Raw genomic sequence first — 18,741 nt, 5'->3', positions numbered from 1 at the left:
GTCCCCCAGGAAACAGCCGGCACACGCTTCCCGGGTTTTCCGGTTTCAGTTCGTCGCCGTGCAAAAGATTTGCTTTTTATGATTTGCGCCCGCCTCCGGAGATCGAATCGGCAGCCGATGCATCTTTTCTCCGTTAGCGCGATCGGCTGCACCTGTCATCGGCAACGGACCGTTTCCCACTGTTACGCATTCCGGCGCAGAACAATCAGCTCCCGCGCCGGTAAAAAGATACCAGATCGACGGTATTAGCGCGCTTTTTCAAGCGCCGTCAGAATCTCATAGGCCGCCGAAACCCGCTCCTCATTGGGGTAGTTTTTATTGGCCAGAATGACGATGCCCAATTTCTGCTTTGGTATGAACGCCACATAAGCGCCAAAACCATTGGTGGAGCCGGTCTTGTTGATGAAGACATCCTGGCGCGGCTTCATGGGCGGTGAAATTTCGGAAACCGGAACAGTCTTGAGCAGGGCACCGGAATTTAGCTCTCGCAATGTCTTCAGCGGTGCGGGATGGGTATATTGCTCCCAGACCATGTCCTGCGTCATTGCGCCGACGCTGAAATATCCCGTATGGGTGTTGGTGAGCGCCTGCTGGATTTTTCCGTCCAGCTTTTCCAGTCCCATATTCGCATTGACGAAACGGATCATATCTTCCGCTGTCGATTTGACGCCGTAGGCTTCCGAAGAGAGAACGGCCGGTGTCACGCGGGCGGGCTCGCCCGTTCGCTTGTAGCCCTGCGCGTAATCGGCCATCTTTGCCTCAGGAACCACGGTAAAGGTGTTCTTCAAGCCCAGAGCGGGAAAGAGCGTATCTTTCATGGCGTCATCGAAGCTTTGGCCCATGGCCTTTGCGGTGATGTATCCGAGCATTCCAATGCTGGGATTGGCATAAGTTCTGTGTGTTCCGGGCTTGTATGAGGGTTTCCAGGCCTTGAGATAGGCCAGCAACTGCTGCTCCGACTTGACGTTATCCGGCACCTGCAACGGAAAGCCGCCGGCGGTGTGGGTGCCGAGTTGCATCAGCGTGACATCACCAAAGGGCTTGCCCTTCATGGAGGGAAGATGATTTTCCACCTTGCTCGAGAGCGAAAGCTGGCCATTCATTTCGGCATAGGTGCTGAGGGTGACCGTGAAAGTCTTGGAGATGGAGCCGAGTTCGAAAAGCGTCTGCGCCGTCACCGGCTGGCCCGAGCTTTTGGACATGACGCCATAGGTGAAGATGTGGCTTTCGCCATCGACACTGATACCAACGGCAAGGCCCGGAATGCCGTTTTTCTCCATGACCGGTTTGATCGCTGCATCCGTTATCGCTTTCAGCGTCGCATCATCGGCGGCGAGCGCCTGCGTGAGCAGGCCCGTCGAAAGCAAAGTGGCCAGTGCGATATGTCTGCGATTAAGTTTCATCTTTCGCGTTCTCCAAAACCTAGGGTGGATTTTCAGCCCGTGGGCCGTTCCCAGCGAAAGACGTTTAACCGGCCTACATTGCACGAACAAATCATGATATCTCGGAGAAGACACAAGAAAATCTAGGTCTCGAATGGTTCGGCAATTTCTTCCCCTGAACGGCTTACGGGCTTTTGAGGCATCGGCGCGGCACCTGAGCTTCACCCGCGCGGCCATCGAATTATGTGTGACGCAGGCGGCTGTGAGCCAGCAGGTGAAAGGGCTGGAAAAGCGGCTTGGCGTTTCGCTTTTTCAGCGGCTTCCGCGCGGCCTGAAGATTACTGCGGAAGGCGAGGCCCTGCTGCCGACGGTGACGAGTTCCTTCGACCAGATGGCGACGACGCTCGACCGGATCGAGGCCGGTCAGGTGCGCGAACTGCTGTTTCTGGGTGTTGTGGGAACCTTTGCCGTGGGCTGGCTGCTGCCCCGGCTGAAGGCGTTTCAGAAGCAGCATCCCTTCATCGATGTCAGGGTTTCCACCAATAATAACCGGGTGGATATGGCGGCTGAAGGGCTGGATTTCGCCATTCGTTTCGGCCAGGGTTCCTGGCATGGCACGGATGCCTTTCGGTTATTCGAGGCGCCTCTCTCCCCGCTCTGCACGCCGAAACTGGCAGAGACGCTGAAAACGCCCGCTGATCTGATGGAATCGACGCTGCTGCGCAGCTACAGGGCCGATGAATGGAGCAACTGGTTTGCCGCGGCCGGCGTGACGCCCGCCGCGCAGGTGAATGCCGGCATTGTTTTCGACACGTCTCTGGGCATGATGGAGGCCGCCCTGCAGGGGCTGGGCGTGGCGCTGGCGCCGCCATCGATGTTTTCGCGGCATCTCGCCTCCGGCGCGATCATCCAGCCTTTTCCGGTTACCATTTCGCTCGGGAGCTATTGGCTGACCCGGCTGCAATCGAAACCGCCGACACCCGCCATGCAGGCCTTTTCCGACTGGATGTTCGAAAGCATAGGCGCTGCGGAATAAGGCCTATGCCAGGGCGAGCAGAACGCCGCCGGCCGCGCAGAGGACCACCACGGCCCATGGCGGGGTTTTCCAGATCGTCAACAGGATGAAGCCAGTGAGCGCCAGGGTGAAATCCTTCGGGGTGAAGATGGCGCTTGTCCAGACCGGATCATAAAGCGCTGCGCCCAGAATGCCGACGACAGCGGCATTTGCGCCGCGCATGGCAGCCTGCGCCAAAAGGTGCTTGCGGAACCCTTCCCAGAAGGGCAGCGCGCCGACGAGCAGTAACATGCCGGGCAGGAAGATCGCGACAAGGGCGATAGCCGCACCTGCAACGCCGTTGGGCTGTGGCCCTGCCACCGCACCGAGATAGGCGGCGAAGGTGAAGAGCGGGCCGGGCACGGCCTGGGTTGCGCCATATCCGGCGATGAAGGCATCTTCCGTAACCCAGCCCGTGGCGACGACTTCCGATTGCAGCAGCGGGAGCACCACGTGCCCGCCACCGAAAACCAACGCGCCGGCGCGATAAAAGGCATCGAACAAGGAGAGGCCCTGTGACGCCGCGACCGCCGCAAGCAGCGGCAGGAGGCCAAGAAGCAGGGCAAAGGTGGCGAGCGTAATGTATCCCGCACTTTTTGGCACCCGGAAGGCGAGATGGGTGGCCTGCCGCGCGGCATCGGCGCGACAGAAGGCAAGGCCGGCGAGCGCGCCGACGGCAAGCGCCAGGATCTGCCCGAAGGCGCCGGCGACAAACACGACGCAGACGATGCCGGCAAGCGCGATGCTGGCCCGCTCACGATCCGGCGCAAGGCTTTTTGCCATGCCCCAGACCGCCTGCGCCACGACGGCGACGGCGACGATTTTCAGCCCATGCAGGAGGCCGGTGCCGACTGGTCCTTCGATGGAGGCGGCAACCATGGCGAAGAAAAAGAGGAGAATGGCGGATGGCAGGGTAAAAGCCGTCCAGGCCGCCAGCGCACCGAGCGGGCCTGCCCGCAGCAGCCCGAGCGCAAACCCCACCTGGCTGGAGGCCGGGCCGGGAAGAAACTGGCACAGCGCCACGAGATCGGCATAACCGGCCTCATCGATCCATTTGCGCCGCACGACCAGTTCATCGCGAAAATAACCGAGATGGGCGATGGGGCCGCCGAAGGAGGTGACGCCGAGCTTCAGGAAAGCTGCGAAAACCTCGTTGGTCGTGCCGTGTCTCTGGCCGTGCACTTCGGCCTCCATGCTTCGCGTTGACGATTTCACCAAAGAACTCCCTGCGTGCAACGGCTAGTCGTCAACACATATCAGCCTCAAGACGGTTTCGGTATCAGATACCATTATGACAGGCATATGAAGGGACTGACGGCGTTGACGCCGGAACGTTGCGATAACGTTCCGGCGTCATTTGGCGATTATCCGGCGAAGGGCCTATCGCTCGGTGGGCAACAATGCGGTGAAGTGCGAAATCCAGCCATTTTCATCGGTGCCGCCGGAAAAGCCCGTCGCATCCCAGATGATGTGATGCCGGTTGCTGCCGTTGTGGATGGTCACCGCGGCGGCGATGGGGGTTGGGGATCGCCATGAGAAGTTTTGGTTGGCGCCCGGCGCGAGGTGGCTGAGGGATTCAAGCTGGACATCGTCGAGGAACAGGACAGTGCTCATCTGGGTCTCATAGAGATATTCCCATCGCGCCTGCGCCAGCCCATTCGCTGCCGCAACGAGAAGGCTGCTCTGCCCCATGGGATCGGCCAGGGCCGCAAGACGCCAGGCGGCGAAGATACTGGCGATATCCCCGCCGCTGAGCCCAAGACTTGAGAGGAACTCGATGGTTTGATCATTGCCGAAAGCATTATAGCCTGCTTCACCGAAGGGCCGGATATGCTTGACGACGAAATTGCCAAGAAGTGGCATGTGTATCTCCTTTTGGACATGGACCACCTGTTCCCGGACGTTGGCGTGCAGGATAGCATGGTGGGATCTGTGGTTGATTGGGCGCCGGATAATCCGGCAATCGATGGAAATGCGGCCGGAGTTCGGCCTAGCGGCTTAGCCGAAGGTGATGGCGACGCGGGCCGGCATGGCCAAAAACGCCTGCAGGCCGAGCCGCGTTCTGGCACCGCCCTGCCCGGCTGGCCATGGATCGAGGATATGAAGTTCCAGATCCTTGCCATTCACGGTGTAGCCATAGACGAGGTAATAGTGGTACTCCGTGCCGATCACGAAGACGCGGTTGTTATCGATCTCGTGTCTGACGATATCGGCCGTCAGGCCATTGACGAAGTGGCCGCCGGTCGTTTCGTGATCGAAGGCGTTCCACTGGCTGGAAACCAGCTGGACGATATTGCTGTTCTGGTTGGCGCCGGCCTGTTCATTGATGCCGCCGGTTTGATCCAGAACCTCCGCCAGTTCCCAGCGCTCTCGAACCGCGGGATCGACGGTGGCGAGTGCTGCGGTGTTGCGCCTTGCAATGACGTATTGCGTCGCCGCGGGAAGTCCATAATAGGCCCGCACCATCTGTTCGACGGCGGCAAAGCACCAGGCGGGGGTTAGCTGGGGCACCAGGGCGGGAGGGTTGTTGACTGTTGGCATGGTCTTCTCCTTGTTGAAAATGACGGGGTACGGGTTACAGCCGGGTGCCCGTCGTTGATTACATCTGCCGGGTGTTGAGGTCTGGGTGGTGTTGGCCGTCCTGCCGGCATCTGCGCCGGCAGGACATTGCCCATGATCCCATGCCCGAGGGGACGTGTTCGGCCGGGATCATGGAGACGCGTCCTGTCGGGCCGGAACAGGAGCGGCAGGCTCTTAAGGGATCAGGCGGTCTTGCTGAGGTCCTGACGATAGGCCTGCAACGACGCGATTTTTGCGTCCGCGGCAGCCTCACGTTCGGCGACGATGGCCGAGAGCTTCTCCGCGACACCCGCCAGATAGGCCGGCAGATTGGCACTGTCGATATATCCACCCTGCAACTTGTTGAGCTTCGACCATCCTTCGGCAAAGCTGCGGTTGAAGCGGTCGGAGACGATCACCACCGCGTGCCACTGGGCGGTTTGCCTGACGAAGAACTCGTCGACGGAGCGGATGAGCTGCGCGAAGCGGTTCTTTCGCAGCGTCTCCTGCCCGGCGACATTTTCGATGCCGGTGATCTGACGCTGTGCATCATCTGCAACCGCCTGCATGAAATCGGCAAAGCCCTTGAAGAAGAAGGCGATTTCTTCAACGATTTCCTTCATGCGTTTCAGCGCCGAAATGCTGACGTTGAGCGATTGCACCGCAAGCTTGATCTTGTCATCCTCGGCCTGCTTTCCCTTCAGCAAGGCGTTGATCCTGATGAGCTCGGCCGCCTGGGTACGGCGTTCCTTCTCATAGGCCTCCGCCTTGTCGATCATCTGCATCTGGATTTCGCGCAGGCTGGCCGCCTGTTGCTGCTGCTCTTCGGAGAGCTTGCCCAGCCCCTTGTCCAAAGCATCGAGCGAAGCCTGCAGGCTGGAAATAACCGTTTGCTGAGCGGCGATCTTTTCTTCCTGCGCCTTGAGTTCCGCGGCACGTGCAGCCAGACGCTTGTCGAGTTCGGCAAGCTCGATGGCCTTGCTCGATTTGGGGTCCGCGCTCTCCGCGTCCTGCGCAAGCTTCGCCTTGGCGTCCTCGAGCGACTTGACATCCCCCTTCAGAGCGTCGCGTTTTTCCTCGCTCTTGCGAAGCTCGGCTTTCTTTTCGGAAAGCTCGCTCTGCTTGGCGGCCGCATCGGCCTTGCTTCCGCCGCCTGACGGGGTGCGGGAGCCGCCGCCCTGCCCCTGCCCGTCTGCATCCTGCCCGGCCTTGGACTGTCCCGAAAGCGCGCCGCCAACCGACGAGGCCAGCATGGAGGCAGGACCGCCCGCCACCATGGCGATGGCGGGAATTGCGCTTGAAATCATCTGCGCGCCGACCCGGACGATCGACATGACAAAAGCACGCTGCTCGGCCGTATTGGCCCGCTGCTCATATTCCCGGGCCTTCTTTTCGAATGCCGCAACCTGTTCCTTGAGATCGTTGACAAGCGATTCAAGCTGTTCCCGCCGTGCGTCCGCCTCGCGGATTTCCCGTTCCATCACCGCTTTATCGGCGAGGCGTTTGCTCAAGGCCGTTTCGCTCATATCCGTGGTTTGCGCCGTGTCCCTGATGATGGCGTCATAGGTTGCAGCAAGGGCAAGAAGCTCGTCTCGAACGCTGAGCGCCCTATCCCGGATATTCGTTGCGAGCTTTATCAGATCGTTAGAGACAAATGCCTTGATTTCGGCCTGATCGTTTTCTTCCCTGACATCGAGCCAGTCCGGGAAAAGATCGGCGATGGACAGGCCGATGCGGGTGGCTGCCTCCATCGCGTTCTTCATGACTATTTCGCTTTTCTGCTGGGACGTGATCAGCCTGTTCATGATAGCGCTGATGCGGACGCGAATATCGCCGTTTTCCTGCGGCGTGGTGTTATAGGCGATGTAAAGCAGATCGATCGCATTGTCGGTGTCGCGCTTGGCGCGCTCGACATCATAGGTTCCCTGGATCTTATCGACATAAGACCGGACAAGCGCCGTATCCGACTTGGGAAGGCTGAAATTCGGTTGCGAAACGATAGCGTCGACGCCGGCGTCGATTGCGCTGTTGATCTGGGCGGTCCGGCTTTCGAAAGTCACGACATTGTTCATTTTCATGCTCCTGTTGATGGGTGGTTACGGAGAGTCATTTTTTTTTGGGGAGTGATCGTTCACGATCCGCATTGTTTCTTCGCGTCGTCCGGCAGTCCGGCCTCGGTGGAGGAAATGAACTGCGGCACGTCTTTGGTCAGGCCGTCGATCTCGGCGGACAGCCGCGTAACCTGACGTATTTTCGCGTCGTCGGGATTGACCTCGCTCGCTTCCTTCAGAGCGCTGGTGAAGTTGCCGACCTGAATGTTGAAGTCCTGAACCTTGACGTTGATGGTGGAGATCGCCGCTTTGAGCCTGGTGATCTGCTCCTCCAGAGTTTTCACCGCCTTCTGGTTTTCCGCGTGGCTCTGCTGTGCCGCCGCAAGCTGGCGGCGATTGTTTTCGAGCTGGTTGCGAACGCCTTCAAGAGCCGCCCGGGCATTGTCCAGCCGTGGCTGCGCGGTCCGGTATTCCCGCTCCGCATCATTCATCCAGCCCAGCGCCTTCACCGCGGCGTCACCGGCCTGGCAAATTCCCGGCAGGAAGAAGAGGACGCCGCTGCATATTTTTACTCGCTTGGCCTGCTCGTCCCTTTCCTTCCGGGCTTTTTCGAAGGTGGCCTGGCGCGCCTTGACGTTCTCGTTTTCGGACTGAACCAGCTCCTCATAGCCCTTCACGCTGGTTTCGGACTGCACCACCTGCCGCTCCAGCTCGATCTGCAGGTACATGGCCTCCCCCAGCGCCTTCTCGCGGTCGGCGCTGAGCTGCTGTTGCGCCGTCAGATGGTCCATCAGGCACACGGATCGGCGGCCGAGCAACTCGCGGCTCGCTTCCGCCTGTTCCAGTTTCGACTTGAAAGCCGCCGTCTGCTCGGCGGTGAGGGTGGCCGCGTTCGCAATGGCCGGCTGGCCCATGGACGGGATATCGAATTGCATTGCGAAGGCCGCAAGGCCGGCAAAAACAACGTGTTTAAGTTGCATCATTTTAACCTCCTCTGGAGAATTGGGGATGAATAAAAGGCATGACGGGCTCCATGCGCCGCCCGGCATCGCTGCCGACCGTGCCGGAGACATGGCAGTAACATTCGGATATCAGGCGCTTTCGGACGCATCGTCTGCAACGTCGTCAAGACCTAAAAAGCAACCATCAAAGATTGCATTCCGGGAAAATGGACGAAAGATTCCACATCCGATGCTTCATTAAATTATGCAATAAAAACAGCATATAACGCTATTGTCAGCGTTACTCCCGCAAACCGTTTCAAAAGGGAACACATTTTTACGCGCCCCTTAACATTCAATTTATGAGAGTATTTTTTAATACCGCTCAACAGGGCCTCGGGGGAGTGCAACAAAATGCACGCATCTTACGGAGGGGAACCTTCCGGCTGTCACGACTGCCCTGCACGGCCGTTGTCAGCGAACAGAACTCACGTTTTCGAATTCGCCATAAAGTAGCGATGCGCAAAAAACCACGGGAGAAAGGTATCCGGAAAAGCAGGCGCCCCAGCTTCAAAGACGCACCCGAGGAGGGACTTCGCCCGGCCTCGGCCGGACATGCTTCGAGAGAGGCTGGACCTACTTGCGAACCGAATCCTGAACGACGATGCCTTTGGTGATGCTGTCACCTATCTTTGCACCCACCTATCGAACGCCTTCAAACAGGAGCAGCGCCTCGTCCGTGCGCTCGGAGACTTCGGCGCATTCGCCACCGTCATGTGCGCCGTGGGTATCGCATCGGTCCATGGCGGGCAATTTACGCTGGCGGCGGTTCAGGCATTCGTCGTTCCACCCGGCTGGGCATCCAGCCGCAGGACACGCGCCTTGATCGACTGGCTGGAACTGGAAAATACCGCGCAGCGTCACCCGCCCGGCGGCGATAACCGTGAGCGGCCATGGTCGCTAAATGGCTGGATTATTTCGGCAATCGAGAGGCTTGCCAGCACCTATTGCGTCGCGGCCTCGCCATGGCAAACCCTCCCGGCAACGGAGACGCCTGCGGAGGAAGCCATCGGAACGGGCGCGCTGATCGACGGTGTGAGCTGGTTTCTGCGGCACGCGCAGGATTTGCCTTTTCTCTCAGAGGGAATGCGGATGTTCCTTGGGCATGCGCCTGGTTTCCTGATCCTGTTGGACCTGCTGTCCGCCGCGAAGACAGACGCGTGCGATGCGACGGGTTGCGTGTTCTCCCGCAAGGCCACGGCGCGCGCCTATGGGGTCAGTCGCGCTCATGTCACGGCCATACTCGCCAAGGCCGAGCGTTTGAACATCTTGCAAAGAAACGGATCCAGAATAGTTCTGAGCGATCTTGCATTGCAGAACGTCCAGCGCGATCTGGCCTATCAGCTCGCCTTCGTCGTTTTATGGGCGGAAGCGGTGAGAACGTCTCCGCCGTCTGCCGATGCCCCGGAGAGCCTGTCCGGCCGGAATGGCTCCAGCAATCCGCGATAGGGCTTGGCAAGCGGCGTGGCATAGGCGCCGCGCTTGGCGGTGGACAACCCCATGGACACCAGCGATTCCGCCTGCTTGACGGCCGCCGCGACGCCATCGACAACCGGCACGCCGAACTCATCGCGCAGTTCGGCGGCAAGATCCGCCATACCGGCGCAACCGAGCACGATCGCCTCCGCCCTGTCCTCTTTCAGGGCCAGCGAGATTTCCGCGCGCAGCCTTTCACGAGCGTTCGAGGCGGGATCTTCCAGCGACAGAACCGGAATATCGGCGGCGCGCACATTGCAGCGGGCGGACATGCCATAACGATGGAGAAGATGTTCCAGCGGCAGCCGCGAGCGTTCCATCGTCGTGACGATGGTGAATTTCTGGGCGATGAAGGCGGTGGCGGAGACCGCCGCCTCGCAGATGCCGATAACGGGAATATCGGCGAGAGCCCGGGCGGCATCGAGCCCGGTATCGTCGAAACAGGCGATGATCGCCGCGTCGGCTCCAAGCGCCGGCGCCTTTGCCAGCTCCAGCAGCAGGCCGGGCACGGCGAAAACCTCGTCGTAATAACCTTCGATGGAGACAGGCCCCATGGACGAGGTAACGGCCATTATGTCCGTATCGCGGCCGGCTATCCGCGTCGCGGCGTCGGCGATGGTCGCGGTCATGGATTGCGTGGTGTTGGGATTGATGACGAGTATGCGCATTTTACGTTTCTTTATCCGCGTGAATGGCGGCGATTGAGCGTGACGATCAGGCCGAGCGTGGCCGCGATCACCAGGAAGGAAAACAGGGTTGTAACAGCACCGAGCGCATAAAGCACCGGCGTCGTGACATTGGTGGTCATGCCGTAGATTTCCAGCGGCAGCGTGTTGTAGGTGCCTGACGTCATCAATGTGCGGGCGAACTCGTCATAAGAAAGCGTGAAGCCGAAGAGGCCGACGCCGATCAGGCTCGGCGCGATCATCGGCAGCACCACATGGGCGAAGGTCTGCCAGGAGGATGCACCGAGATCGCGGGCCGCTTCCTCATAGGACGGCGAAAAGCGGTTGAAGACGGCCAGCATGATGAGCACGCCGAAAGGCAGCGTCCAGGTGAGATGCGCGCCGAAGGCCGATGTATACCATGACGGCTCCAGCCCGAGCTGCTGGAACAGAACGCCGATGCCGAGCGAAATGATGATCGACGGCACCACGAGGCTTGCGACCGACAGATAGAACAACGGCGTCGCCCCGATGAATTTGCGCCGGAAGGCAAGGCCCGCCAGCAGCGAGACCAGCACGGTAACGGCCATGACCATCAGCCCGAGACCGAGGGAACGGCGGAAGGAGCCGCCGAAATCGCCGACGGCCTGCTGTTCGAAGAGATTGCCGAACCAGTGCAGCGAAACGCCGTTCAGCGGGAAAGTCAGCCCGCCATTCGGCCCCTGAAAGGCGAGGATGAGGATGGCCGACAGCGGACCGTAGAGGAACAGCACGAAGAGGGCGAAAAAGAAGGCGAGGATGTAGAATTCGCGGCCGCGTTTTTCCTGATGCATTGGATCAAAGCTCCTTGCGGATATCGACGATGCGCAGGATGCCCGCGACCATCAGAAGAACGAGGATGAGCAGGATGACGGCGTTCGCAGCGGCGGCCGGATATTGCAGCAGCGACATCTGGTTCTTCATCATCAGCGCCACCGAGGCGCTCTGGCCGCCGGACATGACCTGAACCGTGGAGAAATCGGCCATGACCAGCGTGACGACGAAGATGCTGCCGATGGCCATGCCGGGCTTGGCAAGCGGAATGATGACGTTGGTGAGCGTCTGCCAGCCCGTCGCGCCGGCGTCACGCGCCGCCTCGATCAGCGATTTATCGATGCGCATCAGCGTGTTGAAGATCGGCGTGACCATGAACAGCGTATAAAGATGCACCATGGCCAGCACCACGGCGAAATCCGAATAAAGCAGCCATTCGATCGGCTCGGGAATGATGCCGGTGCCGACCAATGCGCTGTTGACGAGGCCGTTTCGCCCAAGCACCGGAATCCAGGAAATCATGCGGATGATGTTCGACGTCAGGAAGGGCACGGTGCAGACGAGGAAGAGCACCATCTGCATGGTGGTGGTGCGGATGTGGAAGGCGAGGAAATAGGCGATCCAGAAACCGCAGAACAACGTGATGGCCCAGACCATGGCAGCATATTTCAGGGTGTTGAGATAGGTCTGCCAGGTGACCCACGAGCCGAGCGTTTCCAGATAGTTGAACGTCACGAAATCCGGATACATCTGGGCGAAATCGTAATCCCAGAAGCTGACGACGGCGATCATGAGGATCGGCAGAGCCAGGAAAAAGCCGAGGATCAGCAAAAGCGGAGCGGCCTGAACATAGGACACGAGCTTTTGCGGCAGCGCGAAGCTGCGGGGCGGCCTGTCCTTTTTATCGCTGACGCCGATGAGTCTGACCGTCACCATGGGTGTGCCTTTCGCTGGATTTGCAGAAGTACCGGCAGCTTTCGCACCAGGCACTGTGTCAGGCAAAGCTCTCTTCAAACGCGACGTCATCCTCGGGCTTGTCCCGAGGACCCAACCACGTTTGATGTGGTGGGTCGTTAGATCCTCGGGACAAGCCCGAGGATGACGGAGAGTTTAGAGGCTCTGTTGCCGTCAAGACCGGCAGCCAACGCCACCGATCTTAACCGTTTCGGGTACTAAGCCGCGATGAATTCGTTCCAGCGGCGAACCATGTAGCGGTCTTCATCCATAACGGAGTTCCAGCACGCCACCTTGCCCATGCGCTCCTCGAAGGAGCCGCCATCGCGCACGGCACCGGCCTTTTCCATGACCTTGCCGTCGGGCGCGATGATATCGCCCTGCGCCGGCTTGCCTTCGACCCAGTAGCCCCACTCGTCGGCGCTCATGTGTTCCTTGGCCGTTTCCATGGCGGCGGAATAATAGCCCTGACGGTTGAGGTAAGCGCCGACCCAGCCAGAAGTGTACCAGTTGATATATTCATAGGCCGCATCGAGTTTCGCGCCCGAAAGATGCTTCGCAAGGCCAAGACCGCCGCCCCAGGAACGATAGCCTTCCTTCAGCGGCTGGTATTTGCAGGCGATGCCCTTGGAACGGACCGCCGCGACGGCGGGCGACCACATGGACTGGATGATGACTTCGCCCGAGGCCATGAGGTTGACGCTTTCGTCGAAGCTCTTCCAGAAGGCGCGGAACTGGCCGTCCTTCTTCGCCTTGATGAGGAAGTCGATGGTCTTGTCGATCTCCTCCTTGGTCATGTTGCCCTTGTCGGCATATTTGATGTTGCCCATGGCTTCCATGATCATCGCCGCATCCATGATGCCGATGGAGGGGATGTTGAGAATGGAGGTCTTGCCCTTGAACTTCGGGTCCATGATATCGGCCCAGCTGGAGATATCGCGGCCGACGAGATCGGGGCGAATGCCGAGCGTATCGGCATTGTAGATGGTCGGAACCATGGTGAAAAAATCGGTCTCGCCCTTGGCGAACTTCTTGTCGCCGGGCTTTTCGACGAAACCGACGGTGTGCGGGGCCGTGCCCTGCGCCACGACGCTGTCCGGCTTCAGCTTGCCGTTTTTGAACAGCGGCACGATCTCGTCGTAATATTTCAGCTTCTTGATTTCCATCGGCTGGATAACGCCGGCCGGATAGACCTTCTTCAGGATCCAGTATTCGATATCGGCGATATCGTAGGAATTCGGCTGGGTGACGGCGCGCTGGGCGGCAGCATCCGAATCCGTTGCCGTCATTTCGAGCGTGATGCCGAGATCGGCCTTGCACTTTTCGGCAATGGCGTTGAGGTTCGACACACCCGTGCCGAACTGGCGGATGGTGATCGGGTTCTGCGCCCAGATGGTCGGGAAGCCGGTGATGAGGCCGGAGCCGATCGCCGCACCCGTGGCGGCAGCGCCCGCCTTCAGGAGGCCGCGGCGGGACAGGCCCTTTTTGCTGTTGGTGGTATCGGTCATTTCAAAGTTCTCCTCTGGTTATTTTTGGGGTCACTTCTCTACCCGGCCGAGCACGATGGCATCGGCCGCATTCCATGAAAGCGGTATGGCGTCGCCGGTCCTGACCGGATTTTCGAAGAAGGCGGCATCGCTGAGGATGACGTTGAAATCCTCGATACCCGCGCCGGCGACGGCGATCTTCACGCTTGCGCCGCGATATTCGACATTCGAGACGATGCCGGTGAAACCGAGGCCCGGCTGATCCGCCTCGCCGACGCGCACGCGGTCGGTGCGCACGGCAATATCGACCGCGCCGTCATCCGGGGCCACGCCACTGGCGATAAATGTGCCGCCGCCTGCCACTTCGAGCGTGACGAAATCATCCGTTTTTTCCCGGTAACGCCCGGAAATGACATTGTGGTCGCCCATGAAGCGGGCAACGAAGGCGGTGGCGGGACGCTCGAACACCTCGCGCGGGGTGGCGGCCTGTTCGATGCGGCCGTCATTCATGACAACGATGATATCGGCCAGCGCCATGGCCTCTTCCTGGCTGTGGGTGACGTGGACGAAGGTGATGCCGAGCGAGGTCTGAAGCTTCTTCAGCTCGGCGCGCATGCGGATCTTGAGAAACGGATCGAGCGCCGAAAGCGGCTCGTCCAGCAGCAACGCCTCGGGATCGGTAATCAGCGCACGCGCCAGCGCCACGCGCTGCTGCTGCCCGCCGGAAAGCTGGGCCGGCCGGCGGCTGGCATAGGGTTCCAGCTGCATCAGCCGCAGCATTTCGAGCGCCTTCGCCCGGCGGGTCTCCTTGTCCACGCCCTTCATCTTGAGGCTGAAAGCGACATTGTCGACGAGATCGAGATGCGGAAACAGCGCATAGGACTGGAACATCATCGCCGTGCCGCGCCGGGCGGGCGGCAGATCGGTGACGACTGTATTGCCGAGCCGGACATCGCCGCTGGAGATGCTTTCGTGGCCGGCAATCATCCGCAACGTCGAGGTCTTGCCGCAGCCCGACGGGCCAAGCAGGCAGCAATAGCTCCCGGCGGGAATCTTGAGGCTTATCGCATGCACGGCGGTGGTGTTGCCGTAAATCTTGGATACGGACGCGATGTCGATTGCTGCGGCTTTGCTCATAAACACTCTCCTGCGACGTCTCTGTCATGCAGGAGGCGTGCCAATCGGCTTAGCCATTGATGTAAAATGATATTTTTTTGCGCTTCGGAGACCCGTGCGCGGACCTGCCCAATTTTACAGCGATTGTTTTCGATTCATTGCAGAAATTGTATGCAATCTGAAAGCCCAAAATGCCCCGCGCTTCACCCGGCCCTGAACCGGTCGAAAGCGGTGAGATATTTGACCGTCGGATCGGCGTCCCAGCGGTAGATTTCGGTCCGCAGGAAATGCAGCTCCTCTTCGAGCTTTTCCTCCGGCAGCTCCACCCACCAGGATTTCGGCCGGCCATCGGAGCCGTCCGACCAGCGATAGCCACGCTTTTTCAAGTGGTCCTTCATGTCGAACGGGCTGTTTTCCGCGTAGAGGCGCACCCTTGAGCGCCGGCTTGCCTCATCAAGTTCGGCAAAGGGCGTGCTGCTCTGGCCGGGGCGCGTCTGCTCCAGCACTTCCAGCAGCGCGAAACAATCATCCACCGCGCGATGGCCATCGTGGAAATAGCCGGATTGGCCGATCAGATAACCGAGCTTGTTGCCCTCGAAACCACGCGTGCGCCAGTCTATTTCCGAAACGGAGCAGGCCCATGCCTTGTCGCGGAAGATCGGCGAGAAGGCCTCGCAAAAGGGACGGTCGAAACCGGCATTGTGGGCGATGATCAGATCGGCATGGGCAACGAGGGAGGTCAGCCGGTCCATGTCTATCGACTGTCCCGCGACCATGTCGTCGGTGATCCCGGTCAGACGGGTGATTTCTTCGGGAATGGCGATACCTGGCTGCCGCAACCCGCCATAAATGCCGGTGACATCGCCGATTGTGCCGTTATCGTCGAATGTGAAGGTGATGACGCCGATTTCGATGATCTCATCGGTGCGATGGTCGAGACCCGTCGTTTCCGTATCGAGGATCACACCCTGACGGGCAAATTCCGGCCTTGGCCGATCAACGACCGCGCGCGGCTGCAGCCGGCGCAGGACACGATAATTGCCGGTGGATTCAAGATAGGCGGTAAGGGCCTCATCGTCCGTACCGGTCTTTTGGGCCGTTTCGCGACCACCGGCTTTTCGCCCTCTTTCAGCCTGCGGAAGCCGCGCTGCCGCGGGTGCGAAAAAATCCAACTGGGAGGTCATTATGCGCCTGTCCGCCTTGCCCGGAAATCAAGATTGAGTATTCCAGCATATGCGCACAGGCTCACGGTAACAACAGCGGTCGCTCTCATCCACAGAAACGGCATATCTCACGGGGTACAGTTAAGGGTTGCGACTTCAATTTACGATGGTAAAAAAAGCGCACCGTTCCCGTGTTTCAGGAGAGAAGAAGAATGCCGCTTCCATCGCCTTCCAACCCGAAAACGCTCGCTGACCAGAGCCGGCTAAAACTGTTTCCGCTGCAAAGCGGGCCGCATTTCGCGAATGCAGGCCTCACCAACGGGGCGAGCGGCATTGTCTTTACGGGCTATACGCGCGATGCGAGCCTCGACAACGAGGCCTTCTCCTGCTGCGGCAGTTACACCCTGCGCAATTCCGTGCACGCCGCGATTGCCGGCACGACAAGCGACAATTGCACGGTCTTTGCCCTGAAGAGCATCATCAACCAGCGCCCGTGCCTGGCGGTCGGGAAGTTCGACCCGGATGGCAAGCCGCTGGCATTGTCGAAGTCGGAATTCGAAGAGGTCACCAAACCCCTGTTCCAGTTTGCGGACAAGGTATCGCCGATTCTCGGCAGCGAGCCGGCGCCGGGCATCCAGATCCGCAGCGGCGACGCCTCCTATAATTATCAGGTGGACGCACGCAGCGGCCGCTTCCGCTTCACCTATAAGGATGCCATGAACGGCGGTCGTTTCGGACCTTCGGCGGATGGCAATTTTTCCCTGGAACATGACGGCCATCGCCTCGCCAGAATAAGCGCCGGCGGCAGCTATAGCACCTCGGACAATTCGATTGCCGCCTCGGCCTATCGCGACCTCGAATCCCGCGGTTTCGAAACGACGGTGCGCAGCGGCCAGGCTTCCGCCATGTTCGGAAGAACCTACACGGAAAACGCCATTACCCGCAAAATCGGCGTCGGTTACGGCGACACCTCGTTCCGGCGCGAGGATACGCCGGGAGGAACGATCAAGGAAACCCTTGGGCACAAGATGGATAAGGTCACGCTCGAAGTCTCCCGCACGCGCGACCGGGCGAAGGGCACCGAATATATGCTGACGATCAAGATGGAGCTTTGAGGCTTCGGGAAGCGGAGCGGCCGCGACAGCAGTTCCTCAGGAGGCCTGGCTGTCGAGAAGGTTCTCGCAATTGGCCGGATTGCCGATGATCTCGCTTGTCCTGATGATGGAGGCGGCATCTGCGGTTATCTTGATGATGCAGTCGCGGCGATGCTCCTTGATCTTCATGCCCTCGATTTCCGAGACCTGCGCCTGCCCGTCTACGGTCTTGACTTCGCGCCTGTTGCTGAGACCGGCATAGGTCTCCCTATCGACTTTCAGCCAGTAGGATTCGGTGTCGCCGTTCTCGATGATGACCTTGTTCGGGCGGCCGAGTCGGGCGATTGCGGCCTCGCGCGGTTGCCCCACGAAACCGGCGACAGTGCGGGAAATCTCCGTCTCGCCGGCGCTGGTGCACGCCGCAACGACGACCAGCACGGCCGCCAGACATCCTCTTTCAAGCCATCTCATTTCCAGATCATTCCCTACAAAACCTCGCCGGCCGCGGTTCTCGGCCGGCGTCCGGGGGCAAATCTAGGCACGATCATTTTGCACGGAAAGATGGAACGTCCGTAAAGCCGATCAACTTGTTATGACCAGCCCTGTCGCGGGAAGACGATTTACTGGTCCGGCGCGCGCCGTTTTCACCTGTTGCGGAACACGGTGCAGGGAACGCCAGCGCGCCGGATATCGCCACAAAGCGCATTCGCTTCGGCTCTGGTCTCCCGGCCGATGCGGGCGGCAAAACGCGGCCGCGAACCGAAATTTCCGCCCCGCTGGCGCACGATCAAAGCCCGCTCGGCATTCAGCGGTTCCGAAAGCTGCAGGATCGACCGGGTGAAAAGCCGGTTCGCCACGGCCGGATTATAATGCGCGGCAAGCTGCACGCCCCAGGGCGCCCAGTCGGCCGATGCAATGAGAACGGGATCGTTCATGGTGCGGGTGTCGGCGAGACGCACGCAGGCATCGAGGAAGGAACGGTTGCCATCCAGCGCCGGCGCCGCCTTTTCTGGCGGATTGTCCTTCCATGTCTCCACCGGATAACCGGTGATCGCGAACACATAATCGCGGGTTTCGGTCGGCAGGCGACCGTTGGCGATGAAGTTCCGCAGGCCCGCCTCCCCCGCATTGTAAGCTGCGGCGGCAAGGCCGAAATTGCCGAATTGCACATTCAATTCGGAGAGATATCGGGAAGACGCCTCAAGCGCGGCGATGATGTTGAAACTGTCTTCGAGACCGCGCAACCGGGCCGTGCCCGGCATGAACTGGGCAATGCCCTCCGCCCCCTTCGGACTGACCGCATTGGGCCGGAACAGGCTTTCCCGCCAGATCAGCCGGGCGAAATAATCCGGCGGAACGGCATGGCGGGCGGCGAGCACCTCAATGGCATGGCAAAGATCATTATTGTAACTGCCTGCATTGATGCACAGGTCCGGCGCGACATCATGGCTATAGGCGCAGGCGGCTTTTTTCCCGGCGGGCTCTTCGGCTTGCGCCGCGCCGAAGGCTGCGGTCAGCAGACACAGGGCAAGAGCCATGCGGCTTGTCGATATCCCTGCCAAGCGAAAGCCCCCGAAAACTCCAGACACGATGTGCCGATTATCGGCCAATCCGGAAGATATGCCCAGCTTTCCGGCTTGTCATCACGTATCGAACATCGAATGGACTGGCGTGATCGTATGGGGCGCGGACGGCGGGCAGCCCCTTTCAAGTCAATAATGGAGGGTCAACTTTCTCTCGACGTCATCCTCGGCCATGTGCCGAGGATCTGATCACGTCGAATAAAATCAATACGTTGCAGATCCTCGGGACAAGCCCACTACTGTCCGGTTTAAATTTGCGGCCATTGGAAGGCCATCTGGTTTTGGTTTCTGGGTTTGTCCGGTGGCGGGTCGAGAAGCCGATCGGTGCGTCGCCGGTGCATGA

General features: G+C 59.9%; 17 protein-coding genes. 3 read left to right on the top strand and 14 right to left on the bottom strand.

Going from position 1 to position 18,741, the window contains the following annotated elements:
- Nucleotides 1-245: 245 nt before the first annotated feature.
- On the bottom strand, nt 246-1,403 hold the full coding sequence (gene ampC / locus PIB16_RS25175; RefSeq protein ID WP_271046565.1) for a class C beta-lactamase: 1,158 nt from the start codon (nt 1,401-1,403) through the stop codon (nt 246-248).
- Nucleotides 1,404-1,536: 133 nt separating this feature from the next.
- Between ampC and gcvA the strand changes: the two genes are divergently transcribed.
- Complete coding sequence (gene gcvA / locus PIB16_RS25170) at nt 1,537-2,418, top strand: transcriptional regulator GcvA (protein ID WP_271046564.1); 882 nt, start codon at nt 1,537-1,539, stop codon at nt 2,416-2,418.
- A gap of 3 nt (nt 2,419-2,421) precedes the next feature.
- On the opposite strand, the gene chrA is transcribed toward gcvA, so the two are convergent.
- The 5 genes from chrA to PIB16_RS25145 form a co-directional block, all read right to left on the bottom strand.
- Nucleotides 2,422-3,630 (bottom strand): chromate efflux transporter, encoded by a 1,209-nt coding sequence (chrA, locus tag PIB16_RS25165; protein ID WP_271046589.1) that lies wholly within the window; start codon nt 3,628-3,630, stop codon nt 2,422-2,424.
- 186 nt (nt 3,631-3,816) lie between these two features.
- Nucleotides 3,817-4,299 carry a hypothetical protein gene (locus PIB16_RS25160; protein WP_080857141.1) on the bottom strand — a complete coding sequence of 161 codons (483 nt, stop codon included), beginning with the start codon at nt 4,297-4,299 and terminating at the stop codon, nt 3,817-3,819.
- A 135-nt stretch (nt 4,300-4,434) separates the two neighbouring features.
- Nucleotides 4,435-4,977, bottom strand: a complete 543-nt coding sequence (locus tag PIB16_RS25155) for a hypothetical protein (RefSeq protein ID WP_271046563.1) — start codon at nt 4,975-4,977, stop codon at nt 4,435-4,437.
- A 221-nt stretch (nt 4,978-5,198) separates the two neighbouring features.
- A complete protein-coding gene (locus PIB16_RS25150) occupies nt 5,199-7,067 on the bottom strand; it encodes a tyrosyl-tRNA deacylase (RefSeq protein WP_174039791.1) in 1,869 nt (622 codons plus the stop codon).
- 59 nt (nt 7,068-7,126) lie between these two features.
- The gene (locus PIB16_RS25145) at nt 7,127-8,029 is read right to left on the bottom strand and encodes a hypothetical protein (RefSeq protein ID WP_065656051.1); all 903 of its coding nucleotides are present in this window, start codon (nt 8,027-8,029) and stop codon (nt 7,127-7,129) included.
- Between the two features lie 840 nt (nt 8,030-8,869).
- Here PIB16_RS25145 and PIB16_RS25140 point away from each other — a divergent pair.
- Nucleotides 8,870-9,496 (top strand): hypothetical protein, encoded by a 627-nt coding sequence (locus PIB16_RS25140; RefSeq protein WP_271046562.1) that lies wholly within the window; start codon nt 8,870-8,872, stop codon nt 9,494-9,496.
- On the opposite strand, the gene PIB16_RS25135 is transcribed toward PIB16_RS25140, so the two are convergent.
- The 6 genes from PIB16_RS25135 to PIB16_RS25110 all read right to left on the bottom strand — a co-directional run bounded on the left by PIB16_RS25135 (nt 9,388) and on the right by PIB16_RS25110 (nt 15,742).
- Nucleotides 9,388-10,191 carry an aspartate/glutamate racemase family protein gene (locus tag PIB16_RS25135; RefSeq protein ID WP_271046561.1) on the bottom strand — a complete coding sequence of 268 codons (804 nt, stop codon included), beginning with the start codon at nt 10,189-10,191 and terminating at the stop codon, nt 9,388-9,390. The genes PIB16_RS25140 and PIB16_RS25135 overlap by 109 nt on opposite strands.
- Nucleotides 10,192-10,202: 11 nt before the next feature.
- Nucleotides 10,203-11,021 (bottom strand): ABC transporter permease, encoded by an 819-nt coding sequence (locus PIB16_RS25130; protein WP_059758750.1) that lies wholly within the window; start codon nt 11,019-11,021, stop codon nt 10,203-10,205.
- Between the two features lie 4 nt (nt 11,022-11,025).
- Nucleotides 11,026-11,937 carry an ABC transporter permease gene (locus PIB16_RS25125; protein WP_271046560.1) on the bottom strand — a complete coding sequence of 304 codons (912 nt, stop codon included), beginning with the start codon at nt 11,935-11,937 and terminating at the stop codon, nt 11,026-11,028.
- A 236-nt stretch (nt 11,938-12,173) separates the two neighbouring features.
- Nucleotides 12,174-13,463 (bottom strand): ABC transporter substrate-binding protein, encoded by a 1,290-nt coding sequence (locus PIB16_RS25120; protein ID WP_271046559.1) that lies wholly within the window; start codon nt 13,461-13,463, stop codon nt 12,174-12,176.
- 30 nt (nt 13,464-13,493) lie between these two features.
- Nucleotides 13,494-14,579, bottom strand: coding sequence for an ABC transporter ATP-binding protein (locus tag PIB16_RS25115; RefSeq protein WP_080857148.1), 1,086 nt, complete (start codon nt 14,577-14,579; stop codon nt 13,494-13,496).
- Nucleotides 14,580-14,761: 182 nt separating this feature from the next.
- Complete coding sequence (locus tag PIB16_RS25110; protein WP_271046558.1) at nt 14,762-15,742, bottom strand: 3'-5' exonuclease; 981 nt, start codon at nt 15,740-15,742, stop codon at nt 14,762-14,764.
- 191 nt (nt 15,743-15,933) lie between these two features.
- Between PIB16_RS25110 and PIB16_RS25105 the strand changes: the two genes are divergently transcribed.
- On the top strand, nt 15,934-16,836 hold the full coding sequence (locus PIB16_RS25105; protein WP_271046557.1) for a hypothetical protein: 903 nt from the start codon (nt 15,934-15,936) through the stop codon (nt 16,834-16,836).
- Nucleotides 16,837-16,872: 36 nt separating this feature from the next.
- Here the strand turns inward: PIB16_RS25105 and PIB16_RS25100 are convergent, their stop codons facing one another.
- Together PIB16_RS25100 and PIB16_RS25095 are read right to left on the bottom strand one after the other, a co-directional pair.
- On the bottom strand, nt 16,873-17,286 hold the full coding sequence (locus PIB16_RS25100) for a hypothetical protein (RefSeq protein ID WP_271046556.1): 414 nt from the start codon (nt 17,284-17,286) through the stop codon (nt 16,873-16,875).
- A 173-nt stretch (nt 17,287-17,459) separates the two neighbouring features.
- Entirely contained in the window at nt 17,460-18,353 is an 894-nt protein-coding gene (locus PIB16_RS25095) for a lytic transglycosylase domain-containing protein (protein WP_271046555.1), read from the bottom strand.
- Nucleotides 18,354-18,741 lie beyond the last annotated feature (388 nt).

Source organism: Agrobacterium sp. ST15.13.015 (genome assembly GCF_027871645.1).
Classification (GTDB): Bacteria; Pseudomonadota; Alphaproteobacteria; order Rhizobiales; family Rhizobiaceae; genus Agrobacterium; species Agrobacterium leguminum.
Note: the sequence above shows the minus strand (reverse complement) of the source record. Positions and strands in the feature narration are given on the sequence as shown.